Origin of the sequence: Geotalea uraniireducens Rf4 (genome assembly GCF_000016745.1) — a bacterium.
Taxonomy (GTDB): Bacteria; Desulfobacterota; Desulfuromonadia; order Geobacterales; family Geobacteraceae; genus Geotalea; species Geotalea uraniireducens.
The window spans coordinates 4,567,229-4,584,352 of sequence record NC_009483.1 but is presented as its reverse complement, the minus strand read 5'-3'; the positions used below and the strand labels follow the sequence as shown (position 1 = coordinate 4,584,352).

Below are 17,124 nucleotides of genomic sequence, written 5' to 3'. Positions count from 1 at the left end.
TAACCAAAACAAAGTTAACAAGTCAAAAGCATCTCACACGGATAACATCTGATCGAATCGGATAAAATCTGATTAAACACAACTTCAAAGTTATAAAACAAAGGCATTTAAATCTGCCTTGATCCGAAGTTATCATTAGTGACGGTTGCTGCGCATTTTGCAGCTTACAGGCACTTAGTTGTTTTATCAGATTTGATCCGCGTGCAAGGGGTTCTTCCTTGGGTTGTAATGCCGTAAAAAAACAGATTTTTGGAGGATACGCATTGCATCAAGATATTCCTGAAATACCCGCAAACGCAACGCCGCAGGAAATCCTGCAAGCGGGGGTCGCAGCGGCAAAAGGCCCGGTTTCCCTTGCCTGCTCCTTCTCCGTGGAGGACGTGGTGATCATCGACATGGCGAAAGAATTATCTCTCCCCATAGGCGTCTTCGCCCTCGATACCGGCCGCCTCCACGAGGAAGCATACGAGGTGGCGGACGCCATTATGGAGCGCTACCGGATCAAGATCGACTGGTACTACCCGCGCCACGAGGCGGTGGAGAAGCTCCTCCGGGAGAAAGGGACCTATTCCTTCCGCGAGTCTTTGGAAAACCGTCATGAGTGCTGCCATATCCGCAAGGTCGAGCCGCTCGGCCGCGCCCTCAGTGGGCTCGGCGGCTGGATAACGGGCCTCCGGCGGGAGCAGAGCGTCACGAGGACCGGCCTTGCCCCCATCGAGATCGACACGAACAACGGCGGCATCCTCAAGCTCAATCCGCTCCTGGAATGGACGGAAGCCCAGGTCTGGGAGTATGCCAAGGCGAGGCGCATTCCCACCAACCGCCTCCACGGCCAGGGTTATCCCTCCATCGGCTGTGCCCCCTGCACGAGGCCGGTGGCCCCGGGGGAGCATCCCCGGGGTGGACGGTGGTGGTGGGAGAACCCGGAGCACAAGGAATGCGGGTTGCACAGGAGGTAGGATTTTCGTAGGGGCGCATGGCATGCGCCCCCAGCAAATCGTCAACTGAACCGGAAGGGCGCACGCCGTGCGCCCCTACATAATTCCAAAAGAGGCACTTATGAACGGCACCCTGACACACCTCCAGCAGCTTGAAGCCGAAAGCATCCACATCATCCGCGAAGTCGTGGCTGAATTCGCCAACCCCGTAATGCTCTACTCCATCGGCAAGGACTCGGCGGTCATGCTGCACCTGGCGCGCAAGGCATTTTTTCCGGCGCCACCGCCTTTTCCGCTCCTGCACGTGGACACCACCTGGAAATTCCGTGAGATGATCCAGTTCCGCGACCGGATGGCGGCCGAATGCGGTCTCGACCTGATCGTTCATGTGAATGAAGAGGGGGTGAAAAACGGCATCTCCCCCTTCACCCACGGCTCGGCGCTCTACACCGACGTGATGAAGACCGAGGGACTGAAGCAGGCTCTGGACAAGTACAAGTTCGACGCCGCCTTTGGCGGAGCCCGCCGGGACGAGGAGAAATCCCGGGCCAAGGAGCGGATATTCTCCTTCCGCTGCACCAACCACCGCTGGGACCCGAAGAACCAGCGACCGGAGCTCTGGAACCTCTATAATACCCGCATCAAGCCGGGGGAGAGCATCCGGGTCTTTCCGCTCTCCAACTGGACCGAGCTGGACGTCTGGCAATACATCCACCTGGAGAACATACCCATCGTGCCTCTCTACTACGCCGCGGTCCGGCCGGTGGTGGAGCGGGACGGCATGCTCATCATGGTTGACGACGAGCGCCTGGAGCTGAAACCGGGCGAGAAGGTGCAGTACAAGTCGGTCCGGTTTCGTACCCTGGGGTGCTACCCCCTTACCGGTGCGGTGGAATCCACTGCCGACACCCTGCCGCAAATCATCCAGGAGATGCTCCTGACCCGCACCTCCGAGCGCCAGGGACGCCTGATCGATCATGACCAGGACGGCTCCATGGAAAAGAAGAAACAAGAGGGCTATTTCTAATGGCACACCAATCGGATCTGATCGAAAAGGACATTCTCGCGTATCTCAAGAGCCAGGAAGAGAAGTCGCTCCTGCGCTTCATTACCTGTGGCAGCGTCGACGACGGCAAGAGCACCCTCATCGGGCGGCTCCTCTGGGACTCCAAGATGGTCTTCGAGGACCAGTTGGCGGCACTCGAGGTAGACAGCAAGAAAGTCGGCACCCAGGGGGGCGCCATCGACTACGCGCTGCTGCTGGACGGCCTGCAGGCGGAGCGGGAGCAGGGGATCACCATCGACGTGGCCTACCGCTTCTTCTCCACCGACCGGCGCAAGTTCATCGTCGCCGACACCCCCGGCCACGAGCAGTACACCCGCAACATGGTCACCGGTGCTTCCACGGCCCAGGTGGCCGTGATCCTCGTGGACGCCCGCAAAGGGCTCCTGACCCAGACCCGGCGCCACAGTTACCTGGTCTCCCTGGTGGGGATCCGTCACGTGATGCTTGCCATCAACAAGATGGACCTCATCGATTTCGACCGGGAGCGATACGAGTCGATCGTACGCGACTACGAGGAGTTCGCGGCTCCGCTCGGCTTCGCCTCCATTACCGCCATTCCCATCTCGGCCCTGAACGGCGACAACATCATTGAAAAGAGCGCCAACACCCCCTGGTATCACGGTCCCACCCTGATGAACTATCTGGAGACCGTTCAGGTTGAAGATGATGCCCAGGAACAGCCCTTCCGGCTGCCGGTCCAGTGGGTCAACCGCCCGCATCTCGACTTCCGCGGCTTCTGCGGCACCATTGCCGCAGGTACCATTCGCCCGGGCGATGAAGTCCGGGTCGCATCAAGCGGCCGCACGAGCCGCGTGGCCCGGATCGTCACCATGAACGGCGACCTGCAGCAAGCTGTGGCCGGCCAGGCCGTGACACTCACTCTCACCGATGAGATCGATATCAGCCGGGGCGACATGCTGGCAGCGATCGATGCCCCGCCGCGCCTTTCCCGGCACCCGGAGGCGCACCTCGTCTGGATGCACGACGAACCCCTGCAACCGGGAAAAGTCTACCTGGTGAAGACCGCCAGCGCCGTGACCCCCGGCCGGGTCACCCGCGTACAGTTTGCGGTGGACGTCAACTCCCTGGAACAAAAGCAGGTGCCGACACTGGGGCTGAACGGTATCGGCGTGGTCCGGCTGGAACTGGACCGTCCCGTTGCCTTGGACCCCTACCGGCAGAACCGGGAGACCGGCAGCTTCATCCTCATCGACCGGTTCACCAACGCCACCGTGGCGGCAGGCATGGTGATCTCCGTTGCGCCCCTGGAATCGCAGAAGACGCAACCGACGGAACTGGACGCCAGTTCCTCAGACGCAGGCGGCCTCCTCCCCCGGCGCTTCATTCTGACCGAATTTTCCATGAGTGGTACGGAACCGGGCGTGGCTGATCTCACCGCGGAACGCGGCCCAATCGAATTCGAGGTATCGGAGAGTTTTATCGACTATCTCGGCAAGGGAAACAGGATTCTCTTCAGACTTCGGGATGTGGGGCAGCTGGAACCGGTGGCCCGGATGGCCTATGAGCACAACCTCAACTTCGAGTTCGGCCGGGATCAGGACCGGGTCAACGTGATCCTCTACCGGGATCCGCAGAGTGCCGTTGCGCTTCCCGCGCAGGTACACGGCGGGGGGCTGTAGCGGAGCGACTTTCGAAACCCGATATTATCGAGGGTGGCTGGCTGTAAGGCTGGGAGTTGGTGCAGTAAAGGAAAAGGGGCAACCGGAATCGGCTGCCCCTTTTTGTTGGGATTTAATCGGCAATAAATACGCCACGGCTTGGCTAAGCTGCGTCTTTGAAAGTATGGTAAGGCTGTATCAGCACTTCTGCCGGTATGCCAAGCCCTTTATGAAGATTTCGGATCATCTCCATAGTTAGCGGGCGTTTTCGATTAAGTACCTCAGATACACGGGCGCGGCTGCCGATATACGGTTCGAGATCACGGCGTGTCAGCCCCCGGCTATCCATGTGGTACAAAATTGCCTCAATCGGATCAGGCATGGGGATACTATAGTGCCTTTCTTCATAGGCTTCGACAAGGGTTGTCAACACCTCTAGCCGGTCTCCTTCCGGTGTATCGGGAGCCGCGTCGAACAGAAATTCAATTTCTTTGAGTGTTGCTTCATAATCGACTTCGTTTTTTATAGGTTTGATTTCCATCTGATTTCTCCGTTCAGATTGTTGTTGCATCAATCCTGTCATACTCCCGATGAGTGCCTACGAAGCGGATATACAGTATGCCATGAGCGTACTGGACAGCCACGACAAGTCGGTGGTCGTTTCCCTTGATGTTGAATATGGCCCGGTTGTTGGCTAAAAAGCTGGCATTGCGGTAAATATTCTTGATGTCTGCCGGAGAACGCCATTCCGCGTGCTTAGCATCGTCATGCCATTCCTGTAACGGTTGCCGGGGCGCTGGTTATAGCTTCCTTGTCGTCAGAGCAATTGCTATTATTGGTACTTTCATGTAATATGATTTCAAGTTAGCCTCTTGGAATAGGAGACATTATGAAGGCAGTTAAGAGCGAAAAATTAATGGAAATAACCGAGTCCCCTGAAAATAGGGAGAAATTCCGCAAATTCATCGCCACCAGATCTTCGACTTCTGGGCAATTTGTAACCAAGACTGGAACAAGCACCACTGTAGAATTTGTAGTTGGTAAATCCTCAGCGGCAAAAAAACAGTGAATATTGCATTCCCTGCACTCTTGGTATTCTTGATAATCCTTCCTGGTTTTATCTTCCGCTTTTCATTCAGAATTTCCGAAAAAACCGTAATTGATCAAACCCCTTTTGCTACAGCTTTTGTAAAAGGGGTTATAATAGCAGGATTTTTTCATTTACCATGGTCGTGGATCGCCAGCCTAATAGGGCATCCCATTGATTATAATGCACTTTTGATGTTATTAGCCTCGCCTCAACGTGAATCTGCCTTAGTTACGATCATAGCCAATGTGGCAGATGATTTTCCAATAATTATCCTCTATTTTATTTCTCTTTTTATTTTCGCAGCGGCACTCGGCACGCTACTCAGATCTCTTGTGGTCAAGTTCAAGCTCGACCGTAATGAGTTAATTGGCCCGTTCGTAAAATTCGATACTCCATGGTATTACCTTTTCAGTGGGTATCATGAAGCATTTGAAAGTGACGGGGTAGTAGTTTCTGCAATAGTCGAAATTGATAAGACTGGCTATATTTACACCGGCTTGCTTAAGGAATATTTTTTCGCTCCAGATGGTGCTCTGGAGCGCATTGTAATTGAAATGGCAATGCGTAGGCCGTTATCAAACAACAAATCGTCTGACGAAAACAATATCGAAGAACGATTTGAACGGTTTTACAAAATTGATGGTGACTATTTTGTTTTGAGATACAGCGAAATCAAAACCCTCAATATTGAGTTCCTAAGAGTTCAGGAAATGAACCCTTAAAATTCTCACTCATCATACCCAGCTTAATTCTTTCCCTTTTAAATGCGATAACGCCTTAAGGCGCAGCGGCTTGTCCGTCTGCCGCCGCAAGTTGGGCATCTTCCTTCTCGGGGTTATGCACCTCGTTCTCACTCTGGAGTGATTGTAGGGCATTTTTTACCCATTCCACATTAACTAAAATGTGAATAAATTCACCGTGAAAGCTTTCGGCTTTTTTATTGATTTCAGATAAGGTCCGGCCTTTCTCAACAAATTCAAATATCTTTTCTTTGACAGATTCTTCGTCGTCTTTTCCCACAATCAGCTGCTGGCTTTGAATGGTTAGAGAAGAATGAGATGCCAGAACGGTTTCTAGTCTCTCGTCAAACGTGAGGCCAATGGCAGTAAATGGGGCCTCTCCATGAAACTGGCTTCCGATATCGCACAACGATAAAAGTGATAAATCTCCTACTCCCTTAAGTCTTCCTTTTTCGATTTCCATAAGTTTAGATTCAACGATTACTTCATTGTTTCGCATTATTTTTCGAGCATCTGGGTCATTTCCTTTGTGATGAACAATTTTGCTCTGTATTACATTTTCTAAAAATATTTTTGCTCGACGTTCTGAAAAATATTTAGTTTTGATTTGTGGCAGCGTTGTCCGGTTTGGTTTGTGCATCAAGGTTGTTAAGCCCCATTAGGGGCGTTTGAATGTAGCCGGGGGATTCATCCCCCGGATGAGATGCTATATTTCCCCACGTCACGTACGTGACGTGATGATATTTTGCCTGGATGACCGGGGAATGAATTCCCCGGCTACCAGTATTCTGTCCCTACGGGACGTAAGCAAAAACCAAACCGGACAACGCTGGATTTGTGGACACATTTTACAGGCGACAACATGTGGAAAAATAATGGCACTACCTTCTTTTAGATTTACCTTCCAATTCGTTTTTTTAATTTTTTCTAGTGCAGCATTTATCGCGGCAATATCATGCTTTATGCTTTTGATTTGCGCTTTTGCCATGTTAAAGGTCTTAAACCCAACTGAATATATTTTTAATCCTGTTGGATTTACTGTTCTTCTAAATATAATCCAAGCTGCGTCATAATCATCTTCGCTTTGAAAAGCTTTTTCTCCGCTAAACTCGTAAAAAATAGCCATATTCACCAAGATTCTGAAATCACTACCTTGCTTTACAATTGTTCTAAACAATAAAATTAAGGCTACATATCTAACTGAATACAGATCTGGCTTCTGTAATGTGCAAAATCCGGAGTAAACTGGACACCGATTCCGATATAAACTGGACACCAATTCCGGAAAAGGTTGGACAGTCATTCCGGTTTTGAATGGACACCGATTCCGGTTTCGGCGGGTGTCAAGGTAGTTGTCGCCTCTGTTGAATTTTTATGCGGCGTCAAGAAGTTCGACTTCCGCCGTTGGTTCAGGGTTAAGATAAACTGTTTCCACTGGCTCCCAGTTTCGGATGTTTTTTGACCAGCGGTTTGGGTTTTGTTGCCGGGCCTTCTCGTATATCTCCCGGCGGTTTAACAGGATGGCTTTCTCCCGGCCGAAGTGGCGATCGTCCGGGGTGACGAAGCGAATGCCGCTGTGCAGATGCTCCGTGTTATACCAAGCGACGAAACCATCAACCCAAGTCTGGGCCGCTGCCAGACTTGAAAAAGGCCGACTCGGATAACCAGGTCTATATTTCATGGTTCGGAACAGCGCTTCTGAGAAAGGGTTGTCGTCACTGACCTGTGGCCTGCTGAAGGAAGGAATTACGCCCAGGCGCTGGAGAGTAGCCAGCATGGTCGCCCCTTTCATCGGGCCGCCGTTGTCGGAGTGAAGAATCAGGCCTTCCGGATTGATGCCGAGCCTGATACAGGCTTTCAGAAACAGCCTGGCGCTATAGTCATTGGATTCTTTTAAAAACACCGTGGACGCTACGATCTTGCGGCTCCAGACATCCATGATCATGTAGAGATAAAAGAACTGCCCAAGAATCGGGCTCTTCAAGTAGGTGATGTCCCATGACCAGACCTGGCAAGGACCGGTAGCCACATGTTCTTTTGGCTTGCGGCTGGTGGCGGGCCGGGAGGGTTCCCGGTGAGTCATCAGCCCATCGTCTTTGAGCACCCGGTAGAAACTCGATTCCGACGCCACGTATATTCCCTGATCGGCCAATTGCGGCACGATCTGTTTCGGCGAAATATCCCGAAACGCCGGGGAGTTTGCAATATCGATGATGTTCTGCCGCTCCGACGGAGCCAGCTTGTTCGCCGGTTCTGCGACTGGCCCATGTCGCCGATCTGCTCCGTCATCCTGGAGATTCCAACGCTGGAACGTGCGAATGCTCAGCCCGATGGCGACAACGGCCGATTCAAGTCTCGCTCCGGAATGGGTTGCCTCTTCAATAAGTTGCCCGATCATCTGCCGTTCCTCTTGTCCGTGGGCTCGTCCTCGCCCCCCCAGATCGATTGGACTTTTTTTTTGAGGATCAAAATCGCGGCGGCCTCGGCCAATGCTTTATCTTTGCGCAGTAATTCTTTTTCCAGTGCATGAATTTTGCGAGTTTCCTCTGATGTTTTTGAGGAAGGCCGAGACGGTTTTTGCAGCCCCGAAAGCATCATGGCGCGCCACTCGCGTAACTGTGCTTCATGAATTCCATTGCGACGCAGGAAGGCGCCAAGTTGATCTTCGGCAACCGTCTCGGCTTCGATGACGATTTTGAGCTTTTCTTCGGCAGACTTGTCTTGTGGGCGCTTTGGGGACATTGTTCTCCATGGTGCTTCAGAAATTGGGGAGTTACCAGATTCATTCACGACATTTGCGTCTCGAAGCCAGCGAGAGAGTGATTGTTGGGGAATTCCCACTTCTCGGGATAGAGCTGAGGCCGAGACGCCATTAGGGCAGGCCATCTTGCGAACCAGGCTGGATTTGAATCCTTGTGTGTATGTCATTATAGATCCTTGCTGCCCCCAGATGTTGAAAAAATACGGGTCGCCGGCTTTTGCCGGTCCCGGTCTTTCGAGCTGAATCGCAAGCTCGCTACGCTCGTTGCAATTCAGCTCGAAAGACCGTGGCTAAACAACCCATCTGAGGCGACAACTATTCTGACACAGGGGGGTTTTAACTGGACACTTTTTCGGGATTTCCGTGAAGCAGAGGGGTCAGCCCTTGACACGAGACACCGTGAAGCAGAGGGGTCAGCCCTTGACACGAGACAAATTTGCTTCCAGCCGACCGACTTCCTTCCGTAAAGCTGCTTCCTTTGCCATTCCCGCCACCAGCAGCTGATGGGCCTTTGCTACCGCAAAGCCGCTCATGCCGCCAAGCATACCGCCAATCTCACTATTAGCCACTGCAGTATGTTTTTTCAGCAGATATATGCAGACCTTGCGAATATCATTTCTCTCCGGACCTGCCACGGTTTCTACCGTTACGCCGTAGTGATCTGCTACCACCGATAATACCTTATCAGCTTCCCAGATCGCCCGTAACTCCTTTTTATGCGACGTTTCCGTTCGCTGCAAAAGCTCTTCTTCGAGCCGGTTCAGGGCTTCCTTGATGAACGGCGCACTTCCCAGAATCATGCCACCGTATACTTTCTTCGTCGGGCTTTCCTGTTTCTCTTCCAGGGTACTTTCGACAAACTTCTGGTAGTGCTGTTTTGCCGCTTTTGTGTCCTTGGAGAACATGGCTAACAGATCTGTTGTATGGACTAGACCGTCACTTTCTCCTGTGTAGGCAGCATAACTGCTATGGAGGTACTCTTCTGGACGTTCCACCATGTTTGCGCGCACCGGGTTCAGATGCAGGTATCTGCTCAGTTCGAGCAGATAGTTGTCCCGGTCTACAAGGATGGCCTTGTATCTTCCCTGAAACAGATGGCCGCTCCGTTTTCGCTTGATGTTAATGTAGGTGGTGTATGAGCTGTTCAGGTGGTGCATGATTCTGCTCAGGTTTTTCTCGGGCGTTTCGAGGAGCAGATGGAAGTGGTTGGTCATAAGGACATAGCTGTGCAGGACAAAGCCAAATTTCTTTTGCCCTTCCCGAAGATAGTCAATAAATTTCCGATAATCGGCTTTGGTGAAAAAGACCTTGCCCCGTTCGTTGCCACGGGCAGTTACATGATAAAGGGCACCTTCATATTCTATACGTAGCGGTCTCGCCATAATGCGTCATCCTTCGATCAACTGAAGAAAGCATACCTCCTACATGTCTCATGTCAAGGGCTGACCCCTTTAGCTTGTTCCCATTCCTTGGCGAAGTCATCCTGATCCAGCGCCTGGAGAAGTTCGCTCCCGGAAGAGAACTCTTCCAAGTGATAAAAGATCAGGGCTTTTAGCTGATCATCGAAAGTCATTTGCAACGGGCGATACCCCCTGGATTCAAGTTCATTATCTGACTTGAATCTCTCAAAAATCGGGGTAAGAAGCAATTTGAAAGCGCGTGATTTTCGTCTTTGTTTCAGTCGTTTGAACGGTCGCATATCGTAACTCCTGTAATATTGGATAGTTACGAGTGCGGACCACCGTTTTTTTACTCAAAGTCAAGCAAATAATGCGGTATAACGCTGATTTTACAACTTTTTTACATTCTCAAAGAACCTTGCAAAGACCAAACCGGACAATGCTGCTTATTAGTAGGTTTCCGTATACAAGGAACATGTTCCTTGTATACGGAACCAGCGGAACTGTGTGGTTCCCTGTATAGGTAACTTCAACCTCATTTTTCCTGCCCTAATCATTTATCGGAAAGTTCCTTATATTTGTAACTTGTTTCTCATATAGTGAACGACCTTGACACTTCACAGGTAAATCGCTCTTTGCCTTTGGTTCAATCTTTCAATATCCTCTCGACCAGCTCGCTATTCCGAAAGTTATGATCAGGCGCATCCATAGAAATGATTAACCTTCTACCATGTTCCACAATCGGTTCCTATTAAATTTTTCCAAATGAGAGGTGCCGGAGAACACGAAAGGTGGGCCTGCAACGGTGGCCCAGCTATCCTCCCGTTGGACGATTCAGTACATCGATGACTTCCTTTGCGACGAAAGTCCTGTTTCGTTGATGTTTGACCGGCTGGACCAGGATTCCCATTTTTTCCAGTGCAGCCAGGGCTGCGCTTGCCGCCGGGAACGAAATGCCGAGTGCATCTTTGGCATGATGCGCCGTCAAAACCGGCGTCCCGATCATGAGCTCCGGGAATTTGTATAACACCGAATGAGAGCGGAGCCCAAGCCCGGCCACAAGCCCTGTCCATTTCTTGAGGATATTTTCCAGTTCGATCGTTGTTTTTATCGATTCCTGTACCGCGGCCTCAACCCCGATTGCAAAGAATTTAACCCACTCCGACCATTTTTCCCTGAGCTGCACACCGGCAAGCGCATCATAATACTCCCGCTGGTTGTCTTTCAGATATCCGGCCAGATAGACCGGTGGGTAGCCTTCCGCTGCGAGCATCAGGGGGAGCAAGATCCTGCCTACCCTGCCATTTCCGTCAATAAACGGGTGAATCGTCTCAAACTGTGCATGGGCGATTGCCATTCGGATCACAACCGAGAGCACCATTTGATCCTCTTCAGCCGCTGAATACCTGAGCAGCAATTCAAGGTTGTCCATGCAGGCCTGTACATTACCAGGTGGCGGCGGGACAAAACGTGCATTGTATATGTTTCCTCCCCCAATCCAGTTTTGCCTTTTCCTGAATTCGCCCGGTGTCCCGTTGTAGTCCACGCCATCCATCAAGTGGGCGTGGAGTTCCTTGATCAAGTTGCAGGTAAGCGCTGGAACACCGCTCTGCCGGACTTTTTGCAGGCCATATTCAAGTGCCCTGACATAGTTGAGAGTCACCAGGACATCAGGGGGTAATCCCTCGTCACTACCCGTTGCCTCGTAAGTCAGCAGATCATTTACGCCGGAATTAGTTCCTTCGATCTGGCTGCTCCGGACCGCTTCCCGTCGATCCGCCGTCCTGGTTATGAGATCCGGGTTTGGAAACCTTGAAGATAGATCCTTCAAAAGGTCCAAGGCTGCACGAGCACGAGGCAGTTCGTCCCGTAATCCCTTCAGTTCAAGACCGCGAGGCGTTGGTGGCGGAATAAGCGCAAAAGCCCCGGAATAACCGACGGCGGGGACGAGCAATTTTCGGCGGGCGGGGCAGAGATCGGTTCTTTGCATGTTGAAACCTTTAATAACGTAGTTAGTTATTTAAAGTTACATCAGATATTTTAAATAAGCAACTATGTTATTTAATGTTTCGGCTGAAAATTTAAATAAGTAATCTGGTTATTTAACGATTCGCGGCTGAAGTCAGCTCTTGATCTCCTCAAAGTGGCTTAGCGGACTTCATGAAGGGGCGTCATCAAGGGGTAGTAATAACCGGGCGACAGCATGCGCAAAAGAGCATTTTCCGGCACGCACCTCCTGCATCCTTGGAATTTTGCACCATCGGTGATAGACTGCTAAAAATTCCCGGTCATGCGGCCGGGGAGGACCTTTCCACGGGACGGATCGCCATGGCGCACAAGTTTCCTGAATACGAACCCTTTTTCCATAAGGGGCTGCGGATCGAGATAGGCATTCCACAGGCTGACGGTGATGTCTTCCGCGACTGGGCCATTGTCAGGGAGTATCGGGACGATACCATCCTCGTTCAACTGTCCCGCGATTATCTGCCCATGAACGTCCGGGTCAATGTCAGTACGATCCTGGACGCCAATGTCTGGATAAATCAGGAGGTGTATACCTGCACCTGCATCGTCACGGAAAGACAGAGCGACCGGGTACTGCGCATACGGCTTTTCGGGCTGTTGACCCTCAAGGAGAGGCGGCATTTCTTCAGGCTTGAGGCGAACTTCCGCTTTCGTTTCACAGAGCCGGACAAACGCATTCGGGAAGAGGTGGAAACGGAATGGAAGAAGCGTAGCCAACTGGAATCCATGAAGTTCGGCGGCTACGATGAGATCGTGATCGCCGCAAGGCATGCGGAGTTCCACGCGTCGCGGCAGGAGCTGGTCTGGCACGAAAGCCTGGACAACCCTGCTGTTTTGAGCGGAGGAGGAATCGGCTTCAAGCTCGAAAAAAGACTGGCTCCGGAAACACTTCTCCACATGGAGCTGCATCTGCCACTCTCTCCACCGCGCGTCGTCCATGCCGTCGCAGAGGTCGTCTATACCCTTGAGCCGCGCAGGCAGGTCGAAAGCGGAGAGGCTGCCTACAGAACGGGGATGCACTTCATCCTGATGGAAGAGCGCGACCGGGACCACATTTTCAGATACATATCCATGCTGCAACTGATTCGTTTACGGGCGATAAGCGAGAACCGGCCGTTCAAATACCCTTATGAAGGCAGCCCGGCGGCGAAGAGGGACGTTGACGGGAAAACAATATTGCGAAGGGCGCTTTATACGGTGATTTTTCTCATTTTATTGTTTTTTATCGGCAGGTTTCTCATCGATTATAGGGACAAGGGCAATCCGAACGAGATAAAGGCGATCTACGAGAGAGCGATCAAGCAGTACCGGAAGGAGCGTTGACGGTAATAAATCAAAGTCAAAAAAACGTTTCACACGGATAACTTCGGATAAAAATCTGATTTAACCGGTTGAAAGGTTTGATCCGACTTTATCCGATTTGATCCGCGTGCTATTGCTGTAAAGGTTTTTCTGGTTGGTTCCGGCTTTGCCGGTTTATGATGATTTGAATTTGCTTTCCGTGCCGCTTCTGAGGCGCTGAATGTTTTCCCGGTGCTTGTAAATGACGAGAGCTGCTATTGCCAGAGACATGGCGATGAGCAGCTTTTTCGGTTCAAGAAAGGCGATGACGAGGGGCATGGCAGCTGCTGCGGTAATGGATGCCAGTGATACGTAGCGCCATCTGACGAGGACGAGGATGAAAACCCCGAGGGCAATGAGCACCGACAGGGGCGAAACTCCCAGAAATACACCCAGTGCCGTGGCCACCCCTTTTCCCCCTTTAAAACCGAGAAAAACGGTGTAAACATGGCCGAGAAAGGCGGCAAGTCCTGTTGCGGCGATCCAGACTTCAGGGAGCCCGAGCTGCTTTGCGATCAGGACCGGGATAAGCCCCTTCAGGCAGTCGCCGATGAGGGTCATGATCCCGACCTTGCGCCCAAGGGTGCGGTAAACATTGGTCGCGCCGATGTTCCCGCTGCCGGTTTCCCGGATGTTGACGCCTGATGCTTTGGCCAGCAGAAGACCTGTGGGTATTGATCCTAACAGATAAGCGCACACGAGGAGCGTAATTTCCTTTGCCACGAAAGACCCCGTTACCTGGTTAATGAAAAACGCTCTGGATCATACACCATTCATGGCTAACGTGCAAGTAATGGTCGGCGGTCGGCGGTCGGTGGTCGGTGGTCGGTGGTCGGTGGTCGGTGGTCGGTGGTCTGCGGAACTGGGGTCAGGCGGGCGGGTCCTCTTTCAGTTTTCTGTCCGCGCTCCGCAGTACGGTCAGCGCCATGACGAGCAGGACCGCGTCCCGCAGCAGGGCCTGCCAGGCCGGTGTCTTGGCGCCGGCCTGCTTGAAGCAGCCGCAGTCGATGTCGAGTCCGCGGACCATGGCGGCGGCAAGGGCGATGATGAAAGCGATGTTGAGGAGAACGACCATGCCGGCCGCTGCTCTCACCCGCCAGCCGATGATGAGGAGCAGGCCGCAGCATATCTCCAGCCAGGGGAGGATGGCGGCAGCCAGATAGGCGGCAAAATAGGGGAGGAGCTTGTAGGCGGCGATGTTCCCGGCAAAGGCCACCGGGTCGTTGATCTTGAGCGCCCCGGCATAGACGAAGACCGTTGCCAGGGCCACGCGCAGAATGCTGAGCAGATGTTTCCCGGCAAGGTTCATGGCTTTCCCCCGTCGGTCGGGTAACCGGCATCCCGCCATTCGGGATAACCGCCCAGGAACACGTAAACCTTCCGGTAGCCCGCCTTCAGCAGCCTGTTCCCCAGGTCCATGCTGTCATGGCAGTCAAAGCCGTTGCAATAAACGACGATGGTTGTCTCCGGCTTGACCCTGGAGTTGAGCACGGTCAGCCCCCCATCCGCGTCCCCCGGCGGCAGTGACAACGCCCCCTTGATATGTCCGGCAGCGTAGGTCTCCGTGTCTCTGGCGTCGACAAAGGTCCCTTCCTTGTGGTCGTAGATCTCCTTGACCTGCATCAGGCCCAGGGGGAGGGGCGTTGTCCCTTGGGGAGACGCTGGAACTGCCTCTTGTTTTGGCTGGACGGCCTTGCCTGACCATGCATCGGCGAGGAGCTTGTGGTTCCAGCCGATGCCTGCTGCAGCAGCCAGCAGAAAGATCATGGCCATCTCCACGAGGATGTGCGGTTTTTGATTGGCGATCATTTTTTCCGGCAGGTTTCCCTGTCCTCCTTTTTCATCTATTATCCAATAAAAAGCATTTTAACCATGAATTATCACGAATTTGCACGAATATAAAAGCTCTTGTGATGCAGAAGGCATTCACCAGATCGGTGACTACTCAAGACTTAACAAGGGGTTAAAAACATTCGTGTTAATTCGTGTCATTCGGTACGCCAGGCCAAGCCTGGCTGATCTATCTGACTGAAAAGTGTCAGACATGTAAATTGCTCGTTCACCATGTAGTCGCGGTCTGTCACGAGAGGGTAACCAAACGTGGGGAGTAAGACCGGTTCTTTGTAAGAAAAGAGCGAAGGGTACGATAACTACCCTGACGACGAAGACGCGAGCCCAGCGCAAGCGAACCCGTTTCGGCCTCGTTACACGTAGTTGACAGTGGCCAACCTTCCGAATGTGGTGAAGCCTGCCACCCACCGGTGATAAACGAGCGAAAGAACCGGTGGGACTGTCCGGGGTGATTGGGGAGGGCGCGTGTCGAAAGATCAGCCGAGGAACCTGGGAGGTCCGACGTAATTCCCAAAGCGAAAGGGTTTCGCCGAAGGGAGAACGCCGACGGGGAATCAATAACCCGCCAAGCGTGTACGGTCGGAATTCGGAGCGGCCCATAGTAGCCGGGAAGCGGGGTAATGCCCGTGGAGCCAAGGGGCCGTACTTCAGTCATGTTTACACGGAAAGAGAGGAGACCCGCTTGAGCGACAGACGCTCCATAACGGAATGGATGGCCGAAGGATTCGAACCTGAACCCGGACTGCCGGTAAAAGTCTCCCTTCTGCGGTGGAAACTGAGCAGCAAGGCCAAACGAGAACCGCAGTTCCGGTTCTATGCCCTTTACGACCGAATCCATCGTCGTGATGTACTTGAAACGGCGTGGTTGCGAGTAAAGGCGAACAAGGGCGCGCCGGGAGTCGATGGTGTCAGCATTGAATCCATCGAGGTGCGGGCAGACGGAATATCCGGCTATCTTGACGAAATTCAAGAAAGCCTGAGAACCAAAAACTACAAACCATCCCCGGTGCGTCGCGTCTACATCACCAAGCCCAACGGCAAACTGCGCCCGCTCGGCATACCGTGCGTGCGGGACAGAATTGTACAGGCAGCCGTACTCCTTATCCTCGAACCGATATTTGAGGTGGACTTTCTCGACTGCTCCCATGGATTTCGTCCCAAAAGGCGTCCCCATGGAGCCCTCGACCAAGTCGGTAATAACCTCCAACTCGGACGGCAGGAAGTGTATGACGCGGATCTTTCGAGCTACTTTGACAGCATCCCCCACGAGCACCTGATAGTAGAACTTGAGCGGCGCATAGCCGACCGGAGTGTCCTCAAACTGATCCGGCAATGGCTTCACAGTCCGGTAGTAGAAGAAGACGGCAGCATCAGCCGTCCCAAACAAGGGACGCCACAAGGCGGGGTAATATCTCCCCTTCTTGCCAACATCTACCTTCACCGGCTCGACCGGGCCTTTCACGAAGAAGCAGACAGCCCCTACCACTTCGCCAGAGCGCGCATGGTACGGTTTGCCGACGACTTCGTAGTAATGGCCAGACACATGGGCAATCGCATAACCGGATGGCTGGAAGAGAAACTCGAAACAGACCTTGGACTCAGCATCAACCGTGACAAAACCGGTATTGTCAGAATGAACAAGAAAGAGAGCCTGAACTTTCTGGGATTCACCCTCCGCTATGACCGTGACCTGCGGGGCAGAGATTGGGATTATCTCAACATCATGCCGAGTAAGAAGGCCATAGGAGCACTCAAGGGAAAAATCCGGGAGAAGACCCGAAGCGGATACAAAAAGCCGCTTGTCGAAGCAATTGCCGAGGTAAACAGCATCCTTCGCGGATGGGGCAACTACTTCGACTACGGGTATCCCCGGAAAGTATTTCGAGACGTGAATCATTACACGAGGACTCGCTTTCGAATATTTCTGAACAATCGGAGCCAAAGGCGGAGCAAACCCTTCAGGGCAGGTGAAAGCCTGTATGCCGGACTTAAGCGATATGGTCTGGTTTACCTGTAACAGCAAAGCCACAACTCCTCAATAATGCCGTGCAGCAAGAGGCTGATAGGTAAGCCGTATGCGGGAAATCCGCACGTACGGTTTGACGAGGGGGAGCTGGTTAAGGCAACTATGGTAAGGCTACTTAGGCACCGCCAAACGAAAGGGGCGGAAACGGACAAGCCAAACCTAATGATGTAGTAACCTGCTTCCTACTCTACTGGCTAACTGCCGTTTTGGGGATTACTCCATAGTCCAGCCGGTAAAGGTAAGGTTTCACCCTCTGCCTGATTCTCG

16 protein-coding genes and 2 pseudogenes are annotated in these 17,124 nt (G+C 52.6%); 7 read left to right on the top strand and 11 right to left on the bottom strand.

The window, feature by feature from the left end; all coding sequences use genetic code 11:
- Positions 1-263: 263 nt before the first annotated feature.
- The 3 genes from GURA_RS20025 to cysN all read left to right on the top strand — a co-directional run bounded on the left by GURA_RS20025 (position 264) and on the right by cysN (position 3,644).
- Positions 264-959, top strand: coding sequence for a phosphoadenylyl-sulfate reductase (locus tag GURA_RS20025; RefSeq protein WP_011940720.1), 696 nt, complete (start codon positions 264-266; stop codon positions 957-959).
- A 100-nt stretch (positions 960-1,059) separates the two neighbouring features.
- Entirely contained in the window at positions 1,060-1,965 is a 906-nt protein-coding gene (cysD, locus tag GURA_RS20020; RefSeq protein WP_041245579.1) for a sulfate adenylyltransferase subunit CysD, read from the top strand.
- The gene (gene cysN, locus GURA_RS20015; protein WP_011940718.1) at positions 1,965-3,644 is read left to right on the top strand and encodes a sulfate adenylyltransferase subunit CysN; all 1,680 of its coding nucleotides are present in this window, start codon (positions 1,965-1,967) and stop codon (positions 3,642-3,644) included. The genes cysD and cysN overlap by 1 nt, the downstream gene beginning before the upstream one ends.
- 142 nt (positions 3,645-3,786) lie before the next feature.
- Here cysN and GURA_RS20010 read toward each other — a convergent pair whose 3' ends face one another.
- Positions 3,787-4,164: a helix-turn-helix domain-containing protein gene (locus GURA_RS20010; RefSeq protein ID WP_011940717.1), complete on the bottom strand. Its 378-nt coding sequence runs from the start codon at positions 4,162-4,164 to the stop codon at positions 3,787-3,789.
- Positions 4,165-4,177: 13 nt separating this feature from the next.
- Positions 4,178-4,402: pseudogene (locus tag GURA_RS23765) on the bottom strand (type II toxin-antitoxin system HigB family toxin); the annotation flags it as partial.
- Positions 4,403-4,512: 110 nt separating this feature from the next.
- Between GURA_RS23765 and GURA_RS20005 the strand changes: the two are divergent.
- Both GURA_RS20005 and GURA_RS20000 read left to right on the top strand, forming a co-directional pair.
- On the top strand, positions 4,513-4,692 hold the full coding sequence (locus GURA_RS20005; RefSeq protein ID WP_041245578.1) for a hypothetical protein: 180 nt from the start codon (positions 4,513-4,515) through the stop codon (positions 4,690-4,692).
- Positions 4,689-5,435, top strand: a complete 747-nt coding sequence (locus GURA_RS20000; protein WP_011940716.1) for a hypothetical protein — start codon at positions 4,689-4,691, stop codon at positions 5,433-5,435. The genes GURA_RS20005 and GURA_RS20000 overlap by 4 nt, the downstream gene beginning before the upstream one ends.
- A gap of 55 nt (positions 5,436-5,490) precedes the next feature.
- Here GURA_RS20000 and GURA_RS19995 read toward each other — a convergent pair whose 3' ends face one another.
- From GURA_RS19995 to GURA_RS19965, 6 genes and pseudogenes are all read right to left on the bottom strand, one after another.
- Entirely contained in the window at positions 5,491-6,093 is a 603-nt protein-coding gene (locus GURA_RS19995; protein WP_041245577.1) for a hypothetical protein, read from the bottom strand.
- Between the two features lie 81 nt (positions 6,094-6,174).
- A complete protein-coding gene (locus GURA_RS19990; RefSeq protein WP_041245576.1) occupies positions 6,175-6,579 on the bottom strand; it encodes a hypothetical protein in 405 nt (134 codons plus the stop codon).
- Positions 6,580-6,825: 246 nt separating this feature from the next.
- A protein-coding gene (locus GURA_RS19985) for an IS3-like element ISGur5 family transposase (RefSeq protein ID WP_085949352.1) occupies positions 6,826-8,381 on the bottom strand; the annotation gives its coding sequence in 2 pieces (ribosomal slippage) (positions 6,826-7,904 and positions 7,904-8,381; 1,557 coding nt in all).
- 246 nt (positions 8,382-8,627) lie between these two features.
- Positions 8,628-9,596: an REP-associated tyrosine transposase gene (locus GURA_RS19975; RefSeq protein ID WP_011940714.1), complete on the bottom strand. Its 969-nt coding sequence runs from the start codon at positions 9,594-9,596 to the stop codon at positions 8,628-8,630.
- An 83-nt stretch (positions 9,597-9,679) separates the two neighbouring features.
- A pseudogene (locus GURA_RS19970) lies at positions 9,680-9,913 on the bottom strand (IS4 family transposase); the annotation flags it as partial.
- 515 nt (positions 9,914-10,428) lie between these two features.
- Entirely contained in the window at positions 10,429-11,604 is a 1,176-nt protein-coding gene (locus GURA_RS19965) for a Fic family protein (RefSeq protein WP_011940712.1), read from the bottom strand.
- A 170-nt stretch (positions 11,605-11,774) separates the two neighbouring features.
- Here GURA_RS19965 and GURA_RS19960 point away from each other — a divergent pair, with 170 nt between their 5' ends.
- On the top strand, positions 11,775-12,962 hold the full coding sequence (locus tag GURA_RS19960) for a PilZ-like domain-containing protein (RefSeq protein ID WP_011940711.1): 1,188 nt from the start codon (positions 11,775-11,777) through the stop codon (positions 12,960-12,962).
- A 153-nt stretch (positions 12,963-13,115) separates the two neighbouring features.
- On the opposite strand, the gene plsY is transcribed toward GURA_RS19960, so the two are convergent.
- The 3 genes from plsY to GURA_RS19945 all read right to left on the bottom strand — a co-directional run bounded on the left by plsY (position 13,116) and on the right by GURA_RS19945 (position 14,789).
- Entirely contained in the window at positions 13,116-13,703 is a 588-nt protein-coding gene (gene plsY, locus GURA_RS19955; RefSeq protein WP_011940710.1) for a glycerol-3-phosphate 1-O-acyltransferase PlsY, read from the bottom strand.
- Between the two features lie 145 nt (positions 13,704-13,848).
- On the bottom strand, positions 13,849-14,289 hold the full coding sequence (locus GURA_RS19950) for a DoxX family protein (RefSeq protein WP_011940709.1): 441 nt from the start codon (positions 14,287-14,289) through the stop codon (positions 13,849-13,851).
- Positions 14,286-14,789 carry a rhodanese-like domain-containing protein gene (locus tag GURA_RS19945; protein WP_011940708.1) on the bottom strand — a complete coding sequence of 168 codons (504 nt, stop codon included), beginning with the start codon at positions 14,787-14,789 and terminating at the stop codon, positions 14,286-14,288. The genes GURA_RS19950 and GURA_RS19945 overlap by 4 nt, the downstream gene beginning before the upstream one ends.
- Positions 14,790-15,513: 724 nt before the next feature.
- Here GURA_RS19945 and ltrA point away from each other — a divergent pair.
- Positions 15,514-16,848 (top strand): group II intron reverse transcriptase/maturase, encoded by a 1,335-nt coding sequence (gene ltrA / locus GURA_RS19940; protein WP_232278915.1) that lies wholly within the window; start codon positions 15,514-15,516, stop codon positions 16,846-16,848.
- Positions 16,849-17,124: the final 276 nt, after the last annotated feature.